Below are 24,199 nucleotides of genomic sequence, written 5' to 3'. Positions count from 1 at the left end.
TATTGCGGCCAGGTGAACAGCCAGAGACTTTTGGCATACCAAAACATAGTCGCCAGGCAAAAATAGTTCTGTGACAGCGCTCGCAACGCGCACAGTGGTATCCCAAATATCCGATAAAATCGACATTGGCATACCAGAGTCTGTCGGCTCGTCAGTTCCTGCCAAAAGCGTGATCGCGATGGTTTTTCCGCCCCGCCCCGTCGATATGTCCCTTTTCGGTCTGTGATAAACTGCGCTTTACCACGTGAAATCAGGAATCGATGAATGGCTACAATGCTGGATGTCTCAATTCGCGCAGGCGTCTCGAAAGCGACGGTTTCCCGCGTGTTGAACGGCACAGGTCAGGTGAAAGAGAGCACCCGCCAACAGGTCTTTAAAGCGATGGAAGAGCTGGGCTACCGGCCCAATTTCCTTGCCCGCTCGCTGGCCAATCAGACCAGCAATAGTATCGGGCTGGTCGTCTCCACCTTTGACGGCTTCTACTTTGGCCGTCTGCTGCAGCAGGCGTCACGCCAGACCGAAGCCTGGGGAAAGCAGCTTATCGTCACCGACGGCCATGATACGCCGGAGCGCGAAGAGGAAGCGGTGCAGATGCTCGCCGACCGGCAGTGCGATGCGATCATCCTCTATACCCGGCACATGAGCGAGAAGGCGATCATGTCGCTGATTAACTCGATCGCCATGCCGCTGGTGGTGATTAACCGCGATGTGGCGCAGGCCCGCGAACGCTGCGTGTTCTTCGAACAGCAGGAAGCCGCCTTCCAGGCCGTGGAGTATCTGATTACCCAGGGCCACCGCGATATCGCCTGCATCACCGTCCCGATGCATACCCCTACCGGCCAGGCTCGCCTGCAGGGCTACCGCAACGCGCTGATAAAACATGGTATTGAGTGGGATCCGAGCCGGGTGAAGTATGGGGACTCGACAATGACCCGCGGCTACGAACTGTGCCGGGAACTGCTGGACGAGAAAGCCCGCTTCAGCGCGCTGTTTTCCTGTAACGATGATATGGCGCTGGGGGCGTCAAAGGCGCTGCATCAGGCGGGGCTGCGTATTCCACAGGATGTGTCGCTGTTTGGCTTCGACGATGCGCCAAGCGCGAAATGGCTGGAGCCGGGGCTGTCGACAGTTTATCTGCCGATCGACAACATGATCACTACGGCTATCGACCAGGCGATCAAGCTTGCCAATCAGCAGCCGATAGAAACGATCCCGCCGTTTACCGGCACGCTGGTGCTTCGCGAGTCGGTGACGACGGGACCTTTTTTTAAATAAGCTCTAAGGCCAGCAGCTCCTGGATGGTCTGGCGACGGCGGATCAGCCGCGCCTTGCCGCCATCAAACAGCACCTCCGGCAGCAGCGGACGGCTGTTATAGTTGGATGACATCGAAGCCCCGTAGGCGCCGGTGTCATGGAGCACCAGATAATCCCCAGGCGCTACCGCCGGCAGCAGGCGGGTCTCGACTTTGCCCCCCTCCTGCTGGGTAAAGACATCCCCGGATTCGCACAGCGGCCCGGCCACCACGGTTTCGACCTGCGGCGCGGCGCTGAGATCCCGGCCATCCCCCGCCAGAGCGGTGATATGGTGATAGCTACCGTACATTGCCGGGCGCATCAGGTCGTTAAAGCCGGCGTCAATCAGCACGAAGTGACGGCTGCCCATCTCTTTCACGCTGCGCACCTGCGACACCAGCACGCCGGACTCGGCCACCAGGAAGCGTCCTGGCTCAATCTCCAGTTTCACCGGGTGCCCCAGATGGGCCGCGATCTGCTCCCGGGCGCGGTTCCACAGGCCATAATAGTGGGCGGTGTCGATGGCCTCTTCACCTTCGCGGTAAGGAATCGACAGACCGCCGCCGGCGGAGATGGCCTGCAGATCCTGGCCAAAGTCGACGACCTGGCGCACCATCGCGCCGCACACCTGCTCCAGGTGACCATAGTCAACGCCAGAGCCGATATGCATATGGATCCCGACCAGCTGCAGCTGATAGCGACGCATCACTTCCAGCGCCGCCGGCAGGTGGCTGTACCAGATGCCATGCTTGCTATTCTCACCGCCGGTATTGGTTTTCTGGCTGTGGCCGTGACCAAATCCCGGGTTGACGCGCAGCCAGACGCGATGGCCCGGCGACACCTCGCCCAGCTGGCTCAGCATGTCGATCGAGCCGGCGTTCACCGGGATCTGTAACGCCTTCACCCGATCGAGGGTGGCGTCGTCGATCAGATCGGCGGTAAAGACAATATCCTCGGGATTCTGCTGCGGATCGTAGCCTGCCGCCAGCGCCCGCTCGATCTCCCCCAGCGATACCGAGTCCACCTTCACCCCCTGCTCACGCATCAGACGCAGAATATGAATGTTAGAGCAGGCTTTTTGCGCAAAACGCACCACGTCGAACTGGCTGAGCTGGGCTATCTGGCGGCGAATAATCTGCGCATCATAGACCCAGACCGGGCAGCCAAATTCCGCCGGCAGGCGCAGCAGGTTGTCCGCGGTCAGGTCAGTATCGGTGGCGTAAAGCGAGTGTGGCATAAGAACTCCGGTGCAGTGCGTGTGTTGGTCGCTGTTTTTTCTGATTACGCCACAGTGACAGACGAATAAAAAATATCGTTTTATCGCAACTCTATGCAAAAATGATATGGTTCCAGCCGAGCCTCACGGAGACCGCATGCCAGCCGTCAATTTGCGTCATATCGAAATCTTTCACGCGGTGATGACCACCGGCAACCTGACCGAAGCGGCGCGGATGCTGCACACCTCGCAACCCACGGTCAGCCGCGAGCTGGCGCGCTTTGAGAAGGTGCTCGGCCTGCAGCTGTTTGAGCGGACCCGCGGTCGCCTGCAGCCGACGGTGCAGGGCCTGCGTTTGTTTGAGGAGGTTCAGCGCTCCTGGTATGGCCTGGACCGTATCGTCAGCGCCGCCGAGAGCCTGCGCGAGTTCCGCCAGGGCGAGCTGTCGATCGCCTGTCTGCCGGTGTTTTCCCAGTCCTTTCTGCCGCTGCTGTTGCCGCCGTTTCTCTCTCGCTATCCGGAGGTCAGCCTGCAGATCGTCCCTCAGGAGTCGCCGCTGCTGGAGGAGTGGCTCTCCGCCCAGCGCCATGACCTTGGCCTGACGGAGACCCTGCATACCCCCGCGGGCACCGAACGCACCCCGCTGCTGACGCTGAATGAAGTCTGCGTGCTGCCCGCCGGCCATCCGCTGGCGGCGCAGGCGACGCTGACCCCCGCCGATTTTCAGGGCGAAAACTACATCAGCCTGTCGCGCACCGACAGCTATCGCCAGCTGCTCGACGCCCTGTTCCTTGAGCATCAGGTTAAACGGCGGATGGTGGTCGAAACCCACAGCGCGGCCTCGATCTGCGCCATGGTGCGCGCCGGCGCCGGGATCTCGGTGGTGAATCCGTTAACCGCCCTGGACTATGCCGATAGCGGCGTGGTGGTGCGCCGCTTCAGCGTCGAGGTGCCGTTTACCGTCAGCCTGATCCGCCCTCTCCACCGCCCGCGCTCGGCGCTGGTCGACGCCTTTGTTGCCCACCTGCAGCAGAGTCTGCCGCAGATCCTCACGCCGCTGGCGTCGGTCCTGCAGAGAGCATAAAGTTGACCGCGTCTTCCGCGTGGATCGCCGCAGTGTCAAAGACCGGCAGCGGGCTGAGCTCGGCAGGCACCAGCAGGCCAATCTCCGTACAGCCGAAAATAACCCCTTCCGCCCCCTGCTCCGCCAGGGCGGCGATCGTCTGCAGATAATAATCCCGCGACGCCTCGCTGAAGGTGCCGAGACAAAGTTCGTCGAAGATGATCTGATTGATCTGCGCCCGATCGTCAGCCTCAGGGATCAGCGTCTCGATGGCAAACTGCTCCTGCAGACGACCGCGGTAAAAGGTCTGCTCCATGGTATAGCGGGTGCCCAGCAGCGCGACCCGGCGCTGACCTTTGGCGGCAATCGCCCGTCCGGTGGCATCGGCAATATGCAGGAAGGGAACCTGGCAGCGGGCGGCGATGGCATCTGCGACTTTATGCATGGTGTTGGTGCACAGGACAATGCCTTCGGCCCCCGCCTGCTGCAGCCCGACCGCGGCCTCAGCAAGGATCTCTCCGGCGCGATCCCAGTCGCCGGCGGACTGGCAGGCTTCGATGTCGTGAAAATCGACGCTGTGCAGCACCAGGCTGGCAGAGTGCAGGCCGCCCAGTCGCGCCTTAACGCCCTCATTGATCAACCGATAATAGGGGATCGTGGACTCCCAGCTCATGCCGCCTAACAGGCCAATGGTTTTCATCTTCTGCTCCTTATGTCGTTTCTGCCAGTGAAGCAAACTTGTGATCAACTTTCCACTTCTCTGGCCGCGTATTTCTTTTTCATGAAGAGTGGGATAAGTTAAATGAAACAATGTTTCACTTTAACAACAGGATCGCCAGATGTTTATTTTTCATAAAGACACCACCCTTGAAGACCTCGGCAATGGCGTAACCCGCCGCATTCTGGCCCACGACGGCAAAATGATGGCCGTGGAGGTGAATTTTGCCGCCGGCGCCGTCGGCCCGATGCATAACCATCCTCACGAACAGCTCACCTATGTGCTTTCCGGCGAGTTCGAGTTCACCATCGGCGAGGAGACGCGCGTCGTCAGCGCCGGCGATACGTTGTATAAGCGGCCGGGGATTATGCACGGCTGCGTCTGCCTGCAGCCCGGCACGCTGCTCGATACCTTTACTCCCATTCGCGAAGATTTTCTTGAAGGCTAATCCATAACGGGGGCGTTCGCCGTCCCCGGTTACTGCCCGGCGCCCTTCAATAAAAAGATGCGGCCACAATCATTATCCTGGTAATTATATTTCCCGCTCAGTTAAGCCTAATTTTTCATTCCTTTCAGGCGCCCTTTACGGCCAAAATGCTTACCACCTCACCTTTTTGAAACATCGTTTCGACTTTGATCACATTTCCATCCTGATCTGCATGACGCAGAAACAAATCGCAATAAAATGAAATTAAAACGGTGTTTTATAAAAACCAGTTCAGCATAAAAAAAGGGGCTGTCAGCCCTTACCTGCTAGACCAGTTAAAGAATAACCCATTAATTAACAAGGACATGTTAAGCAGAGGAAGCGTTCAGACATTTTTGCGTTGTCAGGCGTAAAAGGCCGACAGCGCGGCGTCACCGGATCCGTATTACAACTCGTAAGCCAGGTAGGTATGTATGAATGAAAACAAGCTGCTGGGATTGGCATGGATATCGCCCTATATCATCGGGCTGATCGTCTTTACCGCTTTTCCCTTTGTTTCATCTTTCTTTCTCAGTTTTACCGAGTACGACTTGATGAGCCCGCCGGTATTTAACGGCATCGAAAACTATCGCTATATGTTGACCGAGGATAGCCTGTTCTGGAAATCGATGGGGGTGACCTTTGCCTACGTCTTTTTAACCATCCCCTTAAAACTGGCTTTCGCCCTCGGCATTGCTTTTGTGCTCAATTTCAAACTGCGCGGCATCGGCTTTTTCCGCACCGCCTACTACATTCCGTCGATCCTCGGCAGCTCGGTGGCGATTGCCGTGCTGTGGCGCGCCCTGTTCGCCATTGACGGCCTGCTGAACAGTTTTCTCGCCGTCTTTGGCATCGATGCCATCAACTGGCTGGGGGAACCCTCCCTGGCGCTGATGTCGGTCACCCTGCTGCGCGTCTGGCAGTTTGGCTCCGCGATGGTCATCTTCCTCGCCGCGCTGCAGAACGTTCCGCAGTCGCAGTATGAGGCGGCAATGATTGACGGCGCCTCAAAGTGGCAGATGTTCATGAAGGTCACCGTGCCGCTGATCACCCCGGTGATTTTCTTCAACTTTATTATGCAGACCACCCAGGCGTTCCAGGAGTTTACCGGCCCGTACGTGATAACCGGCGGCGGTCCGACCTATTACACCTACCTGTTCTCACTCTATATCTACGATACCGCCTTTAAGTACTTCGACATGGGCTATGGCGCCGCGCTGGCATGGGTGCTGTTCCTCGTCGTGGCGGTCTTTGCGTCGATCGCCTTTAAGTCATCGAAATACTGGGTCTTCTACTCCGCCGATAAGGGAGGCAAAAATGGCTGATATTCAACAGATGGCGCCGGTGATGAGCGACGCCGATCGTGAGGTCGCCCGTACGCTGCGCCGGGAAAAGGTGAGCCGGGTGGTGCGCTACGTCGTGCTGATATTCGTCGGCCTGCTGATGCTCTACCCGCTGGCGTGGATGTTCTCCGCCTCGTTCAAGCCGAACCATGAGATCTTCACCACCCTCGGGCTGTGGCCTGCCCATGCCACCTGGGACGGGTTTATCAACGGCTGGAAGACCGGCACCGAATACCATTTCGGCCACTATATGCTGAACACCTTTAAGTATGTGATCCCGAAAGTGGTGTTAACGATCATTTCCTCCACCATCGTGGCGTACGGCTTCGCACGCTTTGAGATCCCGTGGAAGAAGTTCTGGTTCGCAACGCTTATCACCACCATGCTGCTGCCAAGCACCGTCCTGCTGATCCCGCAGTACCTGATGTTCCGCGAAATGGGGATGCTGAACAGCTATCTGCCGCTGTACCTGCCGCTGGCCTTCGCCACCCAGGGATTCTTTGTCTTCATGCTGATCCAGTTTCTGCGCGGCGTGCCGCGCGATATGGAAGAGGCGGCGCAGATCGACGGCTGCAACTCCATCCAGGTGCTGTGGTATGTGGTGGTGCCGATCCTCAAGCCGGCCATTATCTCGGTGGCGCTGTTCCAGTTTATGTGGTCGATGAACGACTTTATCGGTCCGCTGATCTACGTCTACAGCGTCGATAAGTATCCCATCGCGCTGGCGCTAAAAATGTCTATCGACGTCACGGAAGGCGCGCCGTGGAACGAAATTCTGGCAATGGCGAGCATCTCCATTCTGCCGTCCATCATTGTCTTCTTCCTGGCTCAACGCTACTTCGTGCAGGGCGTGACCAGCAGCGGAATCAAAGGTTAAGAGGGAAATATCATGGCTGAAGTGATTTTCAACAAACTGGAAAAAGTCTACTCCAACGGGTTTAAAGCGGTGCATGGTATCGACCTGAAGATTGCCGATGGCGAATTTATGGTGATCGTCGGCCCCTCCGGCTGCGCCAAATCGACCACCCTGCGCATGCTGGCGGGTCTGGAGACCATCAGCGGCGGCGAGGTGCGGATTGGGGACAAAATCGTCAACAACCTGGCGCCTAAATCCCGTGGCATCGCGATGGTGTTCCAGAACTACGCCCTCTATCCGCATATGACGGTGCGCGAAAACCTCGCCTTCGGCCTGAAGCTGAGCAAGCTGCCGAAGGCGCAAATCGACAGACAGGTGGAAGAAGCGGCGAAAATTCTCGAACTGGAAGAACTGCTCGATCGCCTGCCGCGCCAGCTCTCCGGCGGCCAGGCGCAGCGCGTGGCGGTGGGCCGGGCGATCGTCAAAAAACCGGACGTCTTCCTGTTCGACGAACCGCTCTCCAACCTTGACGCCAAGCTGCGCGCCTCGATGCGGATCCGCATTTCCGATCTGCATAAGCAGTTGAAAAAATCTGGCAAACCGGCGACCACCGTCTACGTCACCCACGATCAGACGGAAGCGATGACCATGGGCGACCGCATCTGCGTGATGAAGCTCGGCCACATTATGCAGGTTGATACCCCGGACAATCTCTACCACCAGCCGAAAAATATGTTTGTCGCCGGGTTTATCGGCGCGCCGGAGATGAATATTCGTCCCAGCCAGCTGGTTGAGCACGGTGGTCGCCTGTATTTGACGCTGGGCGATCAGCGGCTGCCGCTCAACGATCGGCTGCAAAGCAAAGTTGAAACCCATAAGAATCAGCAGGTGTTCTTTGGCGTGCGCCCGGAGTTTGTCTCTCTCTCCGATGAACCGTTTGCCGAAGGTTCCTGCGCGGGTGAAATGGTACGCGTAGAAAACATGGGACATGAATTCTTTGTTTATCTCAGGGTTGCTGATTATGAGCTGACCGCCCGCGTGCCGTCGGACGATGCGAAGCCGATGATTGCCAAGGGACTGAATCGCAAAGTCTATTTCACCTTTGATCTCAACAAGTGTCACATCTTTGACGCCAAAACCGAACAGAACCTCTCTCTGTGAACCCTGGAGCATAACAATGAAAAACGTGCTGATAAGCGCCACCCTCTCCGCCACCCTGGGCCTTAGCGCCTTCTCTTCGCTAGCGCAGGATGTCGACCTGCGTATGTCCTGGTGGGGGGGCAACGGCCGCCATCAGGTCACCCTCAAGGCGCTGGAGGAATTCCACAAACAAAACCCAGACATCAACGTCAAAGCAGAATACACCGGCTGGGACGGCCATCTTTCACGCCTGACCACCCAGATTGCCGGCGGTACCGAGCCTGACGTGATGCAGACCAACTGGAACTGGCTGCCGATCTTTTCGAAAAATGGCGATGGCTTTTACGATCTGAATACCCTGAAAGACGAGATCGACCTCAGCCAGTTCGACGCCAAAGAACTGCAGTCCACCACGGTCAACGGCAAGCTTAACGGTATTCCAATTTCCGTCACCGCCCGCGTCTTCTACTTTAACGACGAAGCATGGAAAAAGGCGGGCATCCCCTTCCCGAAAACCTGGGATGAACTCATGGCGGCGGGAAAAACTTTCGAAAGCAAGCTCGGGAAACAGTACTACCCGGTGGTGCTCGAACACCAGGACGTGCTGGCCCTGCTCAACTCTTATATGGTGCAAAAATACAATCAGCCGGCCATCGATGAGAAAGGGCGAAAATTCTCCTACAGCAAAGCGCAGTGGGCGGATTTCTTCGGTATGTATAAGAAGCTTATCGACAGCCATGTGATGCCGGACACCCGCTACTATGCCTCCTTCGGCAAGAGCAACATGTACGAAATGAAGCCGTGGATCCAGGGCGAATGGGGCGGCACCTACATGTGGAACTCCACCATCAACAAATATTCCGATAACCTGAAGCCGCCGGCGAAGCTGGTGCTGGGGGAATACCCGATGCTGCCGGGCGCCACCGATGCCGGACTGTTCTTCAAGCCCGCGCAAATGTTATCGATTGGCAAATCGACGAAAAACCCGCAGGCGGCGGCGAAAGTGATTAACTTCCTGCTGAACAGCAAAGAAGGGGTGGATATTCTTGGACTGGAGCGCGGCGTGCCGCTGAGTAAAGCGGCGGTCACCTACCTGACCGAGGATGGGGTAATCAAAGCCGACGATCCGGCGGTGTCCGGCCTGAAGCTGGCGCAATCCCTGCCCACCGCTCTGCCGGTCTCCCCGTACTTCGACGATCCGCAGATCGTCGCCCAGTTCGGCACCACCCTGCAGTACATCGACTACGGTAAAAAGTCGGTGGAAGAAGCGGCCGAGGACTTCCAGCGCCAGACCGACCGCATTCTGCGCCGCGCGATGCGCTAACCTGCCCGTCTGAACTCTCCCGCGGCGCACGCCGCGGGAGGGTCTGCCAGACGGCCCTGTCAGAAGAAATATTTGAAGCGCACCCGGGCGCCGTAGCGTTCATCGGGATTCCCGCTCTTCGCTGCCGTGGAATCGAGCCACGAGGCATAGGCGCCAAGGTAAATATTGAAGTTCGGCATCGCCATGATATTCGGCAACTGCCAGGAGGTGTGCAGGGTATGGATGTCATAGCGCCCCGGCGCCAGGATAGCGCAATCGCCATCGCATTCGCTGGTCACCCCGGCCATATTGAACTGGTCGATTTTATTGTGCGCATAGATATAGCCCAGCTCCACGCGATGCCAAAGGGCGTTGATCCCGGCGCTGAAGTCGGTTTCGTCCGCCGCGTCCAGCAGGGCGGTACTCAGATTAACCACCGCCCCGTCCTGCGGATCGCTTTTCAGGGTGTTCCAGCTCATGGTCAGCCCGTAGCCGGTGCGGTTTGACTGGTCGACCCAGCGTCCGCTCTGGCTCTGATAGCCGTAAGCATTGTTGACGAGATTGCTCTCTATCGCCGCGGCCGCCGACCAGGCGCCGGACTGCCATGCCGCCACCGGCCGCACGTACACCACATTTTTGCGGTTTTCCAGCGCGTTACCATGATAGTTCTGATCGACAAACAGCGAACTGCCGTCCTCCACCAGGGTGTTAACTTCGAAATACCAGTTATCCACCGTTTTGCTAAACAGAAGGTTACCGCCGCTGCTGCTGCGCCCTCGCCCCTCTTTCATCATGTAAATATAGCCATAGCCATCGGAATAGAGATCGTTGGCGGTATTACCTGAATATTCAATAAAGGTATCCTGATTCAGCGGGAACATATCCCAGGCTTCAAAGCGGCCTATTTTTATTTTCCAGTCATCCTGCTGGCCGAAGAAAAATACCGCATCATCAAGATTCATTTTGCCATCCATATCCGCCAGAGGCTGCACGCTGAATCCGGCATATTGCCCGTCGGCGCCATTCCGTCTGCCATCGAAACCCAGCAGAATACGACCGTTAATATCCCAGCGCTCTTTATCGCCGGGCGCCCAGCTTTTATTCGCGCTGGTTTTGACCGACGTCAGACTGCCGGTGCGACTGGCGCCATCGAGGTTAAATTCGACGTCGCCATAAAATTTTAATTCGCCATTGTCATTTAGCTGCAAACGCGGCGAAGCAGGCGCCGCGCGGGCGACCGTCGCGGCCTGCTGCTGGCCTTTCAGCGTCTTAATTTCCGCCTCTGCGCTGGCGGCGCGCGCCTCCGTCGCCTTTAGCCGCTGCTCCATTTGCGCCAGTCGCTCCTCCAGCGATAACGGCGCCTGCGCCATAACGGATGGCAGATACAGAGACGTCAGAAAACACCCGACCCAGATTTTATTCATCGGTAAACCCTTTTATTATGGAATGAACTGAATTTTTTATTAATGGGTAACGCACGACGATGCAGGCAATAATAACCCGCCCATCGTCAAAGACGGGTTATTAACGACAACAGCCTTATTATTATTCTAGCTGCCAGGCGCCGGCTTCGGTTAATGCCGCCGAGCCGCTCCAGGCAAATAACGCTAATTCACGGTGGGGAGCCTGCGGATAGATACGGCTGCTCAGGCAGGCTTCGCCGTCATTGACAAAAACCTCCACCGAAGAGCTATCGAAAAATATTCGCAGGTTGAGATCCGCCCCGGCGGTCAACGGCACGCTGCGCGTCCCGCACAGGCCATACTGCGGATAATGCCGCTCCAGCACCAGACGCTGCTGTTGGGCATCCACGTAGATGCGCAGGCCATCGCCAAAGCGCAGACCATACTGCTCGGCGCTGCTGCGGGCGCAGTCCCAGCGCAGATTCACCTCCATCGCCTCGCAGTTGTCGACCATCGTCGTCTGCTGGTTGTTCAGGGTGCTGACCGGCCACGGGAACCAGGCGCCGCGCAGGCTCTCCACTTCTTTCGCCGGGCGCATCTGCAGGCGGTCATCCGCGCTCAGGCTCAGCTCGCGCGGCAAGGAGAGCATGCCCGCCCAGCCGTCCTGCTGCTCCGGCAGCGGCGATTCCCACATATCCAGCCAGCCAATCACGATCCGCCGGCCATCGGGGGTGGCGAAGCTTTGCGGGGCATAGAAATCGTGGCCGTTATCCATCTCCCGGAATTCGCCATGGCGAATAAAACGCTGGCCTGGCTGCCACTCGCCGATCAGATAGCCGCTCTGGAACAGATTGCGGTTGCTGAACCCCGCGGCCTGCATCCCCTGTGGGGAAAACATCAGAACGCGTTTGCCGTTGAGGGTGAAGAAGTCCGGGCACTCCCACATATAGCCCATGGTGCTTTCCGCTTCATCCAGCACCCCCGCGTCCTGCCACTGGCGCAGATCGGCTGAACGGTACAGCCGCACCTGGCCGGTATCGCCTTCGCGCGCGCCGACGATCATGTACCAGCTGTCTCCTTCACGCCAGACCTTCGGGTCACGGAAGTGGTGCATACCCGGCGGGGTGTCGACCACCATCCCCTGGCGCTCAAAGTGGATCCCGTCGCGGCTGGTGGCCAGACACTGCACCTGATACAGATTGGCTTCGTCGCCAGGATCGCCGTGGAACTTATGCCCGGTGTAAATCAGCGCCAGGGTATCGCCATCGACCACCGCCGAGCCGGAAAAGCAGCCGTCTTTATCCTCCGGGCCCTCCGGCGCCAGGGCTACCGGCAAATGCTCCCAGTGCACCAGATCCTTACTGCGCGCGTGCCCCCAGTGCATCGGTCCCCACTGGGTGGAGTACGGGTGATGTTGATAAAAGGCATGGTACCAGCCGTCGAACCACACCAGACCGTTTGGGTCGTTGATCCACCCGGCGCGGGCCGCCAGGTGATAGTGCGGATACCAGCGCAGATTCAGCGCCTGGCGTTGTGTCTGGAGTACCTGTTCAGCCCGGGAGATTGTGTAAGTCATCATTTTCACTCTTTTTGATTCAGATAGCGGTAGGTTGCGACACCAGCGGATCGGCGGAGGATTTGCCGGAGCGCAACAAGAAGATGGAAATAAAGGTGGTGCAGAACACCAGCAGGCCCATGATCAGGTAGGACTGGGCGAAGCCATATTTTTCATAGCTGTAGCCCGCCAGCGGCGACAATACGCTGGCGATAATCGAGCTGGTGCAGGCGAAGCCCACCAGATAGAGGGTGGAGGAGAGACGTTTATCGAAGTTAAGGCTGTTGTACTTAAAGATAGCCACCAGCAGTATCGGCAACTCCACCGCGTGCAGCAGTTTGGTGATGGAGATCAGCAGCGGCCCCTCCACCAGACCGGAGGCCACCATGCGCATCGCCATCACCATGCCGGCGAAAATCAGACCGTTTTTGGCGCCGATGCGGTTCACCAGCCACGGCGCGCAGAACATGCCGGCCGCCTCGAGGAACACCTGGAAGGAGTTGAGGTAGCCATACATCTCATTGCCTTCCTGCAGGGTCGCGAACTGCGATGAGAAATAGACCGGGAACTGCTGGTCATAGACGCCGTAAATGCAGGTGCCGATGACGAAGAAGACCAGCGCCCAAAAGCGCGGCAGCGTCAGCAGGCGCAGCGCATCTTCGAGGGTCACCTTACCGCCCGATACCGCCTCCTGCATCGCATGCGGCGCCGAGGAGACCCGCAGCCGCGCCAGCAGGATAAAGAACACCAGCCCGGAACAGCTGGCGACGAGGAAGTTTAGCTGCGGATTGATGTTAAACAGCAGGCCGGCGAAGAAGGTGGCCACCGCCCAGCCCAGCGAGCCCCACATCCGCGCCCTGCCGAATTCAAACTGGCTCTGACGCGCCACGCGCTCGGTGTAAGATTCCAGCACGCCGATGCCGCCGTTAAAGGTCAAACCGATATAGATCCCGCCAAAGATGCTGCCCAACAGGACGTTGATTTTCAGCAGGTGGCCGAACAGCAGATACGCCGGACCAGAGAGGATCAGCAGCGCGGTGATATACCAGAGCAGATGTTTGCGCAGCCCCAGCTTGTCCTGGATAAATCCATAGCAAACTTGCGCAAACAGCGCGGAAACCGACAGTACGGCATAGATAATACCGGTATCGCCTGCCTTCAGCCCAACCTCCTGGTGAAGCCAGATAGAGAGCAAGGAGCCGGATGACGACCAGGTCACGAAAAAGAAAAACAGTAAGGCACTGAGCAACGGGTAGCTGTGTGAGTGAGGCGCTTTCATCATGACATTCTCGTGTTAGAGGAATGCAATTATGGTAACGTTAACAAAAAACAAAACGCAGGTAGATTCGCTGCGATATATGATGTTAATCACAAAAGTTAACGTTAACATAATGAAGATGCGATCGCGATCAAAAATCAACCGCAACATAGCTCACGACGGCGATAGCAGAAAATCGTTTCACTCTTTTACATCAGCGACTTAGTTGTATAGCCTGTACTCTGCGGCAATGGCGGAGGAAAAAATGGCGTCCCTGAAAGATGTAGCAAAACTGGCGAATGTATCTCTGATGACCGTCTCACGGGCGCTGAACACCCCGGAGCGGCTGAAGCCTGAGACACTGGCCCGCGTGCAGGCCGCCATCGCCGAAACCAACTACGTCCCCGACCTGTCGGCGAAGAAGATCCGCGGGGCGCGCGCAACCCCCAGCACCATCGGCGTGCTGGCGCTGGATACCGTGACCACGCCCTTTTCGGTGGAGATCACCTTATCGATCGAAGAGACGGCCCGCGCCCACGGCTGGAATAGCTTTGTGGTCAATATGTTTTCTGACGATCGTCCGGAAGCGGTGGTCGACCTGCTCCTCTCCCACCGTCCGGACGGCATTATCTTTACCACCATGGGCCTGCGCCAGGTACCACTGCCGGAAAAACTGCTGACTCTGCCCTGCGTGCTGGCCAACTGCGAAAGCCTCAGCCAGCCGGTGGCCAGCTATATCCCGGACGATGAACAGGGGCAGTACGACGCGGTGAAAGCCCTGCTTGCCGCTGGCTATCGTCGTCCGCTGTGCCTGCACTTACCCGCCAGCCAGCCGGCGACGATCCGCCGCCGCCTGGGGCTGGAGCGCGCCTGCCGGGAGGCCGGTATCGAACCGGACCATCTGAGCCATTCGTATATGGGCCAGGGCGATGAGCATTACCACGATATCCCGGCGGTGGTGCTGGCGCATATCCGCGAGGGTAAACCTGGCTTTGACTCAGTGATCTGCGGCAACGATCGCATCGCGTTTATGGTCTACCAGACGCTGCTGGGCCAGGGGTTACGCATTCCACAGGACGTGGCGGTAGTGGGATACGACAACATGGTGGGCATTGGCGATCTGTTTCTACCGCCGCTCTCCACAGTGCAACTGCCGCATTATGACATCGGGCGCCTGAGCGCCCTGCATATCATTCACGGCGACAACCATCGGGAGACGCGCAAAGTCGCCAGCCCGTGGTTGCCGCGCGCCTCACATTAACGATTACCGATGTTACGCAGCTTCTCGCCCGCCATCAGGTTGCGCTCAATGTGCTCGAGGGTGACATTCTTGGTTTCCGGGATCAGCCAGAAGGTGATGCCGATAAAGGCCACGTTGAGCGCCGTGTAGAGCCAGAAGGTGCCGGCGGCGCCAATCGCGTCAAGCAGCGTCAGGAAAGTGGCGCCGATGATCATGTTCGACACCCAGTTGGTGGTGGTCGAGCAGGTGATACCGAAGTCGCGGCATTTTAGCGGCTGGATCTCGGAGCAGAGGATCCACACCACCGGCGCCGCGCTCATCGCATACCCGGCAATACACATCATGGTCATGCCGACGGAGAGCCAGGAGAGGCCGCTGGATGCGGTGCCATTGTCGAACTGCATCAGGCAGTAGCCCAGCACCAGAGTGCCCAGCGCCATCACGCTAAAGCCGATTTTCAGCGCTGGCTTGCGGCCCGCTTTATCCACTGTGAACACCGCAATAAAGGTGGCAAACATAAAGGTCAGGCCCACCACCAGGGTGGCGATCATCTGCTGTTCAGTAGTGGTAAAGCCCGCCATTTTAAAGATACGCGGCGCATAGTACATGATGATGTTCATGCCGGTGAACTGCTGCATCGCCTGCAGCAGCATGCCCAGGAACACCGCCCGGCGCACGTTACGATTGACCTTAAACAACGCCCAACCGCCCTGCTTCAGCTTGAGGCTCTCACGGATCTCGTTAAGCTCGTCGCGCGCCTTTTCCGAGGTATCGCGCAGCATCCGCAGCACTTCTTCCGCTTCGATATGGCGTCCCTTCTCCGCCAGCCAGCGCGGGCTGTTCGGCAAAAAGACGACCAGAATGATCAGGATCACCGCCGGCAGCGCCAGCACGCCCAGCATGGCGCGCCAGTTACCGCTGTAGCTAAAGGCGGTATCGGAAAGAAACGCCAGCACAATGCCAAGGGTGACCATCAGCTGATACATACTGATCATTTTCCCGCGCACGTTCTCGCTGGCCATCTCGGAGAGGTACAGCGGCGCGGTATAAGAGGCAATCCCGACTGCCACGCCCAGCACCACGCGGGCCACCAGCAGCACCTCCACGCTGGCGGCAAAAGCGGATCCGATAGAGCCGGCCACAAAGAGTACGGCCCCCGCCATCAGGCTGTATTTACGGCCAAGGCGGAAAGACAGCCAGCCGTTAAACAGCGCGCCTATCGCCGCCCCCAACATCATGCTGCTAACCACCCACTCCTGAAGCTGGCTGGATAAGGTGAAATGGTCGGTTATAAAGGGCAACGCTCCGGATATCACGCCGATATCCAGGCCAAAGAGCAAGCCCGCCACCGCCGCGGCGATGGAAACAAACCAGTTCATCCGCCGGGTATCACGTTGCGTCCGCGGCGATAATGTAGAGTCGTTACTGATTGAAGTCATTTTTTTCCTGCCACACAGAGTAAGACATAAGACGAAAGTACGTGACTGGTGGATGAATGGGTCAGGCAGGATAAGCCAAAGATATGGACTATATTGCTGGCAGGATGGGTTTTGTGATGGACATTAAACTTTCAAAGTAACAAAAAATGCGTTTCCAATAGTTAATAACCCTGTTTATACAGAGCGGTAACATTATACCCGTGTTCAGGAGTATGGACGATCCGCACTTTTGCGTATGGACAATAATTGCTCAGAAGGCCGGAGCGATACCACAGACCCCGGCCATCGCGGACGGTTAGCGCGCCAGCCAGCCGCCGTCCACCGCCACCGTGTAGCCATTGATGTAATCGGAGGCTGAGGAGGCAAGGAACACGACTGGCCCCATCAGATCGGCCGGTAGCCCCCAGCGCCCGGCGGGAATGCGATCGAGGATTTCGCTGCTACGCTGCTCGTCGGCGCGCAGCTGCTGGGTGTTGTTGGTCGCCATATACCCCGGGGCGATGGCGTTGACGTTGATGTTGTGTTTGGCCCACTCGTTGGCCAGCAGGCGGGTGACGCCCATCACCGCGCTTTTGGATGCGGTATACGACGGCACGCGGATCCCCCCCTGGAACGACAGCATGGAGGCGATGTTAATGATCTTCCCGCCGCTGCCCTGGGCGATAAAGTGTTTCGCCGCCGCCTGGGACATAAAAAATACGCTCTTGATGTTGAGGTTCATCACGTCGTCCCAGTCTTTTTCGCTGAACGCCAGCGCGTCCTCGCGGCGAATCAGGCCGGCATTGTTGACCAGAATATCAATATGGCCGAACTCCGCCACCGCCCGCTCCAGAAGCTGAGGAATACCGTCGATCTGGCGCAGGTCGGCGGTCAGGCTGAGAAAACGGCGTCCCAGCGCGGTTACCCGCTCGATAGTCTCCACCGGTTCGACGATATTGATACCGACAATATCGCAGCCCGCTTCCGCCAGCCCGAGGGCCATCCCCTGACCTAAACCGGTATCGCATCCGCTCACGACGGCCACTTTTCCCTGCAGGGAGAATGCATCAAGAATCATATTATGTTCCTTAGTCGTTCAGAGCCTGCTGTTTGCAGGCAAGGTTCTCTCGGCCCGGTCCGCGCCGGCGGCGCGACTGAGCGTGGGGCGAACTCTCGGGCATAGCCCACCATAATGAAAATAAAACAGAGTTCCGTTTTGCTGATGGGTGCCATCTTAGCCCCGCCCCCAGCCATTTTCAATATTATTTAAAACGATGTTTCATTTTTTATGATGACGATTACAAAAAAAGAAAAAGCGAAGGAGCCTCCCGGCACGCGCCAGGCCGGAAAAGGTTTTGAAAAGATGAAGATTCTACCGATTGTCTGCAGAGGTGCCGAAGCGAAGCCAGCAGACCGCTGAAAACGCGGGAATTACGCTGAACTGCGTGAGCCATCACAAATAATGAAACAATGTTTTGATAAATTAACACCTGTCTTTTAAAACATATCACTCAGCGACACGCCTCTGGTCCAGCGGCATCGCAGGAAAGAAAGGAGCACTACATGGCTAAAGGCATGCGGGTCAAACTGAATTATCACGTCAGCCACGATCCGGATACCGGGGCGGAAGTCACCCGCTTAACCCCCCCGGAGGTCACCTGTCATCGCAACTACTTCTATCAGAAGTGCTTTTTTAACGATGGCAGCCATTTACTGTTCGCCGGCGAGTTTGACGGCCACTGGAACTACTATCTGCTGAATATCGCCAGCGCCGAGGCCGTCCAGCTAACCGAAGGCGCCGGGGATAACACCTTCGGCGGCTTCCTCTCCCCGGACGATAAGTCGCTTTATTACGTGAAAAATGACCGTATCCTGCTGGAAGTCAACCTGACCACCCTCGCCGAGCGCGAAGTTTATCGCGTTAGCGATGACTGGGTAGGGTATGGCACCTGGGTGGCAAACAGCGATTGCAGCAAACTGGTGGGCATTGAGATTGCGAAAAGCGACTGGACGCCACTCAACGACTGGCAGATTTTCCATGATTTCTTCCATAAAGGACCGCACTGCCGCCTGCTGCGCGTCGACCTGCGCAGCGGTGAGAGCCAGGTGATCCATGAGGAAAAAATCTGGCTGGGACACCCGATCTATCGTCCCTTCGACGACCATACCGTCGCCTTCTGCCATGAAGGGCCGCACGATCTGGTGGACGCCCGCATGTGGCTGGTCAACGAGGATGGCAGCCATGTTCGCAAAGTCAAAGCGCATGCTCCAGGCGAAAGCTGTACTCATGAATTTTGGGTGCCGGACGGTTCGGCGCTGATCTACGTCTCCTATCTAAAAGGCCAGCAGGGGCGGACGATCTATCGCTTTGATCCCGAAAGCGGCGTCAACGAGGCCCTGATGACGATGCCGGCCTGCTCGCATCTGATGAGCAATTTCGATGGCACGCTGCTGGTAGGCGATGGCTCAGGTACACCGGTGGATGTCAAGGATACCGGCGGCTACTCCATTGATAACGATCCCTGGCTGTATGTCTTTAACGTGGCGGAAAAGCGCTACTTCCGCGTCGCGCGCCATGATACCTCGTGGGCGACGGTGGCCAACAGCCGCCAGGTAACGCACCCGCACCCCTCATTTACCCCGGACGATAGCGCCATTCTGTTCAGCTCCGATAAAGACGGTAAACCGGCCATCTATATCGCGAAATTACCTGCGCACCCGTCAATGCTGAGCGCCTGATCCACGCCACACTTCTTTCTGTAACTGGCCTTGCCCTCCTTCATGGAGGGCTTTTTTTGTCCCTTCTCTTTCCCCCATAAAAAACCCCGGCTGACGGCGCCGGGGAAAACAAACGATGAGGGATGAATGGTCGGTCAGAACGAGTAAGCCACCCCAACGCGGAAGCGGGTCTGGCGATCGCTGCGGTCATTGACCCCGACGTTGCCAATTTCGCCATACGGCGACCAGTTATTATCCAGCTTATAGGCCACCTTCACGTTATATTCCTGCGAGTAGGGTTTATTGTCGTTGCGGCTGACCCCTTCCGAGCTGCGGGCATAGACATAGTTCAGCTCTGTACGCCAGTCGCCGAGGACAAATCCGGCCCACGCGTCGCCGCGGTTAACTTTGTCATCATCTTTGCCGGCGTTGTTCGGATAGCGGGTGTATTCATAGCGATAGCGAGCGGCGACATAGAAGCCGTTGTCGAAGCTGTACTGCGCGTGCAGGTGCGGCTTGTAGATGGAGCGGCTGTCGTTGCTCTCAATGGTAAACCCGGGGGTGAGGAAAAAGTTCGACGTTGCTTTCCAGCGCCAGCTGATGGTGTCTTCATGACCATTGCCCACCACGTCCGAATAGGGTTGCGAACCGTTGTCGCCGCCTGAGCGCCATTTGGCCTCGACGGTAAAGCCTAAGCCGTTGGCAAAGCGGTGAGAAACGGAGACGCGGTCAGCATTACTTTTATCACTCTTTCCGCCATCAATAAATTCATGACGTAAATCTATCGTTACCGCGGTTGCTGCAAAAGACATACCGCAGAGGGCGGCGAGAACCAGAGAGCGTTTTAACATAGGGTACCCTTACAATAAATAAAATGACATTTCGTTTTTATGAAACATCATTTTATTTTTTAGGCACCATAGTTTTATTGACCAGGATCGTAGTTATTTGTTTCAAAAAAGGTGGCACAACAAGACGTGACGAAGCTCAATAATTTCGCCGGGGAGAGTGAAAGAGGGAGGGAAAAATAAGGGTTCGGCAAAGCACGGCGCATAAAAAAGGCCTCCCGCAGGAGGCCATGGAAATCGAGGTATAGCGCTATGCGCGTTCTACCGCCAGCGCCACGCCCTGACCGCCGCCAATGCACAGCGTCGCCAGACCTTTGCGGGCATCGCGCTTGATCATTTCATGCACCAGCGACACCAGAATCCGGCAGCCGGAGGCGCCGATGGGGTGGCCGAGGGCGATCGCGCCGCCGTTGACGTTGACCCGGCGCTCATCCCACTCCAGTACCCGGCCAACCGAGATCGCCTGAGCGGCAAAGGCCTCATTGGCTTCGATCAGATCGACGTCGTCCAGCCGCCAGCCGGCCCGCTCCAGACAGCGACGGGTGGCATGCACCGGGGCAATGCCCATCAGCGCCGGATCGACGCCGACGCTGGCGAAGGCGCGGATCCGCGCAAGGATCGGCAGCCCCAGCTCCAGCGCTTTAGCCTCGCTCATCATCATTACCGCCGCCGCGCCGTCATTGATGCTTGAGGCGTTACCGGCGGTCACCGATCCAAGGCGATCGAAGGTGGGCTGCAGGCTGGCCAGCCCTTCCGCGCTGGCATCCACCCGCGGTTGTTCATCGGTATCCACGGTGCGCGCCGCGCCGTTATGCTCGGTGACAACCGGGACTATCTCATCGCGAAAGCGACCGGAATCAATCGCCTTGCGCGCCTTATGCTGTGAGCTGAGCGCCCAGGCGTCCTGCAGCTCGCGACTGATGCCAAATTCCCGGGCCAGGTTTTCCGCCGTGACGCCCATATGATAATCGTTGAAAGCATCCCACAGCCCATCATGCACCAGACTGTCAATCAGCTGGCTGTTGCCCAGCTGGGCGCCGGTGCGGCTGTCGGTAAGCACATGCGGAGCGCGGCTCATATTCTCCTGGCCGCCAGCGATCACCACGTCCGCTTCCCCGCACTGGATCGCCTGGGTAGCGAGGTGCAGAGCCTTCAGGCCGGAACCGCAGACATCGTTAATGGTGATAGCCGATACGGTGTTAGGCAGCCCACCGCGAATAGCGGACTGACGCGCCGGATTTTGTCCGGTCCCCGCGGTCAGTACCTGGCCGAGGATCACCTCATCCACGCTGTGCGGATCGATTCCCGTCTTCTCCACCAGCGCCTTCACCACCACGCTCCCCAGCTCGACGGCTGAATGGCGCGATAATGCGCCCTGAAAGCAGCCAATCGGCGTTCGCAGCGCGCCGACGATCACGACATCCTTCATCCTCTACCCCTGCCCATGCATTTGCGCAAAGAAACAGCGATATACTAGATAATTGTTATCAAAAAACTTTGTAATTGTTTAAAAAAAGTGAAGCCAATCACAAAGAAATAGCTATTCGTTAACGTTCACGCCGCTGCAGATGCTGACGCAGCCAGCTGCCGGCCGCTCCCGGCGGCGCTTTCTTATTCCACAGCAGATCGACTGAAATCGCCCGCGGCCAGCCGGGGATATCGAGCGCCACCAGCCCGCCCTGCGGCGCAAACTCCGCCACCAGCGCGCTGGGCAGAATGCACCAGCCGAACCCCTGCGCCGCCATGCTGAGCAGCAGCAAGTAGTTTGGCGCCGACCAGACCTGGCCTGCGGCAGGTTCGGTGGCGCTGGCCAGAAAGGTGCTCAAACGCAGCTCGCGCCAGCTGCGCAGCTCATCCCAGGCGACCTTACCCTGCGCCGCCAGCGGATGGCCAGGGGCTACATAAATGCCCATCGCCGTCTGCAGCGGCAGGCGGGTGCTGCCGATATCGGTGGGGTAGCGCTCCCTCGCCTCAATCAGCCCCACCTGGGCGCGGGATTTTTGCAGGAGATCGATCACATCCTCGTCTTCGCCAATCAAACACTCAAACTCGGTATGAGGAAAGCGGCGGTCAAACTGCACCAGCAGATCTTCCAGCACGTCCGGGTGCAGAGTATCGGAGAGCACGAAGGTCAGCCGCGGCTCCGTCTCGCCGGACAGCGACACAGCCAGTTCGTCCAGCCGCTCGCTGGCGGCAAGAATCGCTTTGACATAGCTCAGCACCTGCTCCCCCTGCGGGGTCAGCGTCGGTTGCCGCGTTGCCCTGTCAAAGAGGATTACACCGAGATCGGCCTCCAGATTGGCGATGGCGGTACTGATCGTCGACTGACTTTTACGCAGGCGGCGGGCGGCGGCGGAGAACGATCCGCTGTCGACCGCCTCGACAAAGGCGGTTAAGGCTTCCGGTGAATAACGCATGATGTATCTACAATATCGATGGGTCCTATCTTTTGTTTATCATATTTTTCCATAAACTGCCGGGTAATTTCCTGTTCAGGCTAAAACTGGAGGTAGCTCGCCATGCAACAGACCCCACATCAGCGCAAGACGCTCACCGAACGCGTTATCCACGCCATCACCTTCGAAGGACTGGCGACGCTGATCCTCGCCCCTACCGCCGCCTGGCTGATGCAGCGCTCGGTAGTGGAGATGGGCGGACTGAGCATTCTGCTCGCCACCCTGGCGATGGTATGGAACATTATCTATAACGCGGCGTTCGATCGCCTGTGGCCGGTCTCCCGCTTCCCCCGCCAGCTGAAAGTACGCGCCCTGCACGCGCTCGGTTTCGAAACCGGATTCGTCATCATTGGCGTCACCATGGTGGCGATCGTGCTGGGCGTCTCGCTGCTGCAGGCGTTTATGCTGGAGATCGGTTTTATGCTTTTCTTCCTGCCCTACACCATGGCCTTTAACTGGGTATGGGACACCCTGCGCGAGCGCGTTATTCGTCACCGCCGCCCGCGCCAGACGGCGCGCGGTTAATCCCGGCGCGGATCTTCGACGATCCGCCGCGACTTTATCACCAAAAACTATCGCAACAGACGAACCATAAATATGGTAAATTGCACTCCTTTTTTTTGGTTTGACGGTTGATAAAGTCGCATAATGTCTAAAATTTGGTCTAAAGAAGAAACTCTATGGAGTTTTGCCTTATATGGCACTGCAGTAGGCGCTGGGACGCTATTTCTACCGATCCAGCTGGGTTCGGCTGGCGCCATTGTGCTGTTCATCACCGCGCTGGTCGCCTGGCCGCTCACTTACTGGCCCCACAAAGCGCTGAGCCAGTTTATTCTCTCGGCCAATATCGCGCCGGGAACCGGGATCACCGGCGCAGTTAATCACTACTATGGTAAGAAAATTGGCAACCTGATCACCGGCCTCTATTTCCTTGCCTTCTTTGTGGTGGTGCTCATCTACGCCGTGGCCATCACCAACTCGCTGGCCGAACAGGTGGCGCATCGCACGCCGATGACCCCAGGGCTGCGTGCGCTGCTGAGTCTGGGGGTCGTGCTGGTCCTCAACCTGATCTTTCTCATGGGACGGCAGGTCACCATCAAGGTGATGGGCTTTCTGGTCTTCCCGCTTATCGCCTGTTTCCTGTTTCTCTCCCTCTATTTAATCCGCGACTGGCATCCGGAGCATCTCACCAGCCAGATGCAGTTCAGCCCGCAGACGCTCCACCAGGTCTGGATCTCTATTCCCGTGATGGTTTTCGCTTTTAGCCATACGCCGATCATCTCGACTTTTGCTATCGATCAGCAGGAGAAACACGGCGACCTGGCCATGGGTAAATGCAAAAAAATCATGAAGGTGGCCTACACCATCATCTGCGCCAGCGTGCTGTTTTTTGTCTTCAGTTGTCTGCTGGCGATCCCGGCAACCTATATAGAGACCGCCCGCGATCAGGGGGTGACTATCCTCTCCGCCCTGTCGATGGTGCCAGGCGCGCCGGGATGGCTGGCGGTGACCGGCATCATCGTCGCCGTCGTCGCTATGTCGAAGTCGTTTCTCGGAACCTACTTCGGAGTGATTGAGGGTGCCAGCGAAATCGTCAAAAGCTCGCTGGGCCTGCTGGGCGTGCGTAAGAGCCGCGCTTTCAACCGCGCGATGTCGATCCTGCTGGTCTCCGCCTTCACTTTTGCGGTGTGCTTTATCAACCCGAATGCGATCTCAATGATCTACGCTATCAGCGGACCGCTTATCGCCATGATCCTGTTTATCATGCCCACGCTGTCGACATGGCTCATTCCGGCGCTGAAGCCGTACCGCTCGGTGGGTAACGCCATTACGCTGGTGGTTGGCCTGCTCTGCGTGTCGGTGATGTTCTTCGGCTAATCCCCTCTGGCGACAGCGGCTGCCGAG

General features: G+C 57.7%; 23 protein-coding genes. 12 read left to right on the top strand and 11 right to left on the bottom strand.

Translation table 11 applies throughout. The features are described from left to right. Positions 1 to 273 precede the first annotated feature (273 nt). Entirely contained in the window at positions 274 to 1,275 is a 1,002-nt protein-coding gene (locus tag IB144_RS04335; RefSeq protein WP_004229436.1) for a LacI family DNA-binding transcriptional regulator, read from the top strand. Here IB144_RS04335 and lysA read toward each other — a convergent pair. Further along, positions 1,268 to 2,530: a diaminopimelate decarboxylase gene (gene lysA, locus IB144_RS04330; RefSeq protein WP_002915990.1), complete on the bottom strand. Its 1,263-nt coding sequence runs from the start codon at positions 2,528 to 2,530 to the stop codon at positions 1,268 to 1,270. The genes IB144_RS04335 and lysA overlap by 8 nt on opposite strands. Positions 2,531 to 2,666: 136 nt before the next feature. Here lysA and IB144_RS04325 point away from each other — a divergent pair, with 136 nt between their 5' ends. Next, a complete protein-coding gene (locus IB144_RS04325; RefSeq protein WP_009308578.1) occupies positions 2,667 to 3,593 on the top strand; it encodes a LysR family transcriptional regulator in 927 nt (308 codons plus the stop codon). Here IB144_RS04325 and IB144_RS04320 read toward each other — a convergent pair. Further along, positions 3,559 to 4,272, bottom strand: a complete 714-nt coding sequence (locus tag IB144_RS04320; RefSeq protein ID WP_002915992.1) for an aspartate/glutamate racemase — start codon at positions 4,270 to 4,272, stop codon at positions 3,559 to 3,561. The genes IB144_RS04325 and IB144_RS04320 overlap by 35 nt on opposite strands. Positions 4,273 to 4,411: 139 nt before the next feature. Here IB144_RS04320 and IB144_RS04315 point away from each other — a divergent pair, with 139 nt between their 5' ends. The 5 genes from IB144_RS04315 (at position 4,412) to IB144_RS04295 (ending at position 9,419) form a co-directional block, all read left to right on the top strand. Beyond that, a complete protein-coding gene (locus tag IB144_RS04315; RefSeq protein WP_002915993.1) occupies positions 4,412 to 4,738 on the top strand; it encodes a cupin domain-containing protein in 327 nt (108 codons plus the stop codon). A gap of 452 nt (positions 4,739 to 5,190) precedes the next feature. Further along, positions 5,191 to 6,081: a sugar ABC transporter permease gene (locus IB144_RS04310; RefSeq protein ID WP_002915995.1), complete on the top strand. Its 891-nt coding sequence runs from the start codon at positions 5,191 to 5,193 to the stop codon at positions 6,079 to 6,081. Continuing rightward, on the top strand, positions 6,074 to 6,976 hold the full coding sequence (locus tag IB144_RS04305) for a carbohydrate ABC transporter permease (protein ID WP_002915996.1): 903 nt from the start codon (positions 6,074 to 6,076) through the stop codon (positions 6,974 to 6,976). The genes IB144_RS04310 and IB144_RS04305 overlap by 8 nt, the downstream gene beginning before the upstream one ends. A gap of 12 nt (positions 6,977 to 6,988) precedes the next feature. Beyond that, positions 6,989 to 8,116 carry an ABC transporter ATP-binding protein gene (locus IB144_RS04300; protein WP_002915997.1) on the top strand — a complete coding sequence of 376 codons (1,128 nt, stop codon included), beginning with the start codon at positions 6,989 to 6,991 and terminating at the stop codon, positions 8,114 to 8,116. A gap of 16 nt (positions 8,117 to 8,132) precedes the next feature. Then, a complete protein-coding gene (locus tag IB144_RS04295) occupies positions 8,133 to 9,419 on the top strand; it encodes an ABC transporter substrate-binding protein (RefSeq protein ID WP_002915998.1) in 1,287 nt (428 codons plus the stop codon). A gap of 59 nt (positions 9,420 to 9,478) precedes the next feature. Here the strand turns inward: IB144_RS04295 and IB144_RS04290 are convergent, their stop codons facing one another. The 4 genes from IB144_RS04290 to IB144_RS04275 form a co-directional block, all read right to left on the bottom strand. Beyond that, positions 9,479 to 10,822 carry a carbohydrate porin gene (locus IB144_RS04290; protein ID WP_004149644.1) on the bottom strand — a complete coding sequence of 448 codons (1,344 nt, stop codon included), beginning with the start codon at positions 10,820 to 10,822 and terminating at the stop codon, positions 9,479 to 9,481. 121 nt (positions 10,823 to 10,943) lie between these two features. Further along, positions 10,944 to 12,377, bottom strand: a complete 1,434-nt coding sequence (locus IB144_RS04285) for a glycoside hydrolase family 32 protein (RefSeq protein WP_032409538.1) — start codon at positions 12,375 to 12,377, stop codon at positions 10,944 to 10,946. Positions 12,378 to 12,396: 19 nt separating this feature from the next. Continuing rightward, complete coding sequence (locus tag IB144_RS04280; protein ID WP_002916000.1) at positions 12,397 to 13,638, bottom strand: MFS transporter; 1,242 nt, start codon at positions 13,636 to 13,638, stop codon at positions 12,397 to 12,399. A 12-nt stretch (positions 13,639 to 13,650) separates the two neighbouring features. Further along, positions 13,651 to 13,785 (bottom strand): hypothetical protein, encoded by a 135-nt coding sequence (locus IB144_RS04275; protein WP_004143987.1) that lies wholly within the window; start codon positions 13,783 to 13,785, stop codon positions 13,651 to 13,653. 94 nt (positions 13,786 to 13,879) lie between these two features. Between IB144_RS04275 and IB144_RS04270 the strand changes: the two genes are divergently transcribed. Beyond that, positions 13,880 to 14,875 (top strand): LacI family DNA-binding transcriptional regulator, encoded by a 996-nt coding sequence (locus IB144_RS04270; RefSeq protein ID WP_004181200.1) that lies wholly within the window; start codon positions 13,880 to 13,882, stop codon positions 14,873 to 14,875. Here the strand turns inward: IB144_RS04270 and IB144_RS04265 are convergent. After that, positions 14,872 to 16,293 carry a sugar porter family MFS transporter gene (locus IB144_RS04265; RefSeq protein ID WP_002916001.1) on the bottom strand — a complete coding sequence of 474 codons (1,422 nt, stop codon included), beginning with the start codon at positions 16,291 to 16,293 and terminating at the stop codon, positions 14,872 to 14,874. The genes IB144_RS04270 and IB144_RS04265 overlap by 4 nt on opposite strands. A 295-nt stretch (positions 16,294 to 16,588) precedes the next feature. Beyond that, entirely contained in the window at positions 16,589 to 17,350 is a 762-nt protein-coding gene (gene kduD / locus IB144_RS04260; RefSeq protein ID WP_002916003.1) for a 2-dehydro-3-deoxy-D-gluconate 5-dehydrogenase KduD, read from the bottom strand. A gap of 210 nt (positions 17,351 to 17,560) precedes the next feature. Here kduD and IB144_RS04255 point away from each other — a divergent pair, with 210 nt between their 5' ends. Beyond that, positions 17,561 to 17,692: a hypothetical protein gene (locus tag IB144_RS04255; RefSeq protein WP_009485911.1), complete on the top strand. Its 132-nt coding sequence runs from the start codon at positions 17,561 to 17,563 to the stop codon at positions 17,690 to 17,692. 143 nt (positions 17,693 to 17,835) lie between these two features. After that, positions 17,836 to 19,011: an oligogalacturonate lyase family protein gene (locus IB144_RS04250; RefSeq protein WP_002916048.1), complete on the top strand. Its 1,176-nt coding sequence runs from the start codon at positions 17,836 to 17,838 to the stop codon at positions 19,009 to 19,011. Positions 19,012 to 19,145: 134 nt separating this feature from the next. Here IB144_RS04250 and ompK26 read toward each other — a convergent pair whose 3' ends face one another. The 3 genes from ompK26 to IB144_RS04235 form a co-directional block, all read right to left on the bottom strand. Then, positions 19,146 to 19,841 (bottom strand): KdgM family porin OmpK26, encoded by a 696-nt coding sequence (gene ompK26, locus IB144_RS04245; RefSeq protein ID WP_002916050.1) that lies wholly within the window; start codon positions 19,839 to 19,841, stop codon positions 19,146 to 19,148. A gap of 247 nt (positions 19,842 to 20,088) precedes the next feature. Beyond that, on the bottom strand, positions 20,089 to 21,267 hold the full coding sequence (locus tag IB144_RS04240; protein WP_002916052.1) for an acetyl-CoA C-acetyltransferase: 1,179 nt from the start codon (positions 21,265 to 21,267) through the stop codon (positions 20,089 to 20,091). 118 nt (positions 21,268 to 21,385) lie between these two features. Next, a complete protein-coding gene (locus tag IB144_RS04235) occupies positions 21,386 to 22,255 on the bottom strand; it encodes a LysR family transcriptional regulator (protein ID WP_002916055.1) in 870 nt (289 codons plus the stop codon). 102 nt (positions 22,256 to 22,357) lie between these two features. Here IB144_RS04235 and IB144_RS04230 point away from each other — a divergent pair, with 102 nt between their 5' ends. Together IB144_RS04230 and IB144_RS04225 are read left to right on the top strand one after the other, a co-directional pair. Beyond that, complete coding sequence (locus IB144_RS04230; protein ID WP_002916056.1) at positions 22,358 to 22,819, top strand: multidrug/biocide efflux PACE transporter; 462 nt, start codon at positions 22,358 to 22,360, stop codon at positions 22,817 to 22,819. Positions 22,820 to 22,942: 123 nt separating this feature from the next. After that, positions 22,943 to 24,172, top strand: a complete 1,230-nt coding sequence (locus tag IB144_RS04225; protein WP_002916058.1) for an amino acid permease — start codon at positions 22,943 to 22,945, stop codon at positions 24,170 to 24,172. Positions 24,173 to 24,199 lie beyond the last annotated feature (27 nt).

Source organism: Klebsiella sp. K4 (assembly GCF_014596785.2).
In the GTDB taxonomy this organism is placed as follows: Bacteria; Pseudomonadota; Gammaproteobacteria; order Enterobacterales; family Enterobacteriaceae; genus Klebsiella; species Klebsiella pneumoniae.
The sequence above is the reverse complement of the archived record's forward strand: the minus strand, read 5'-3'. Positions and strand labels throughout refer to the sequence as shown.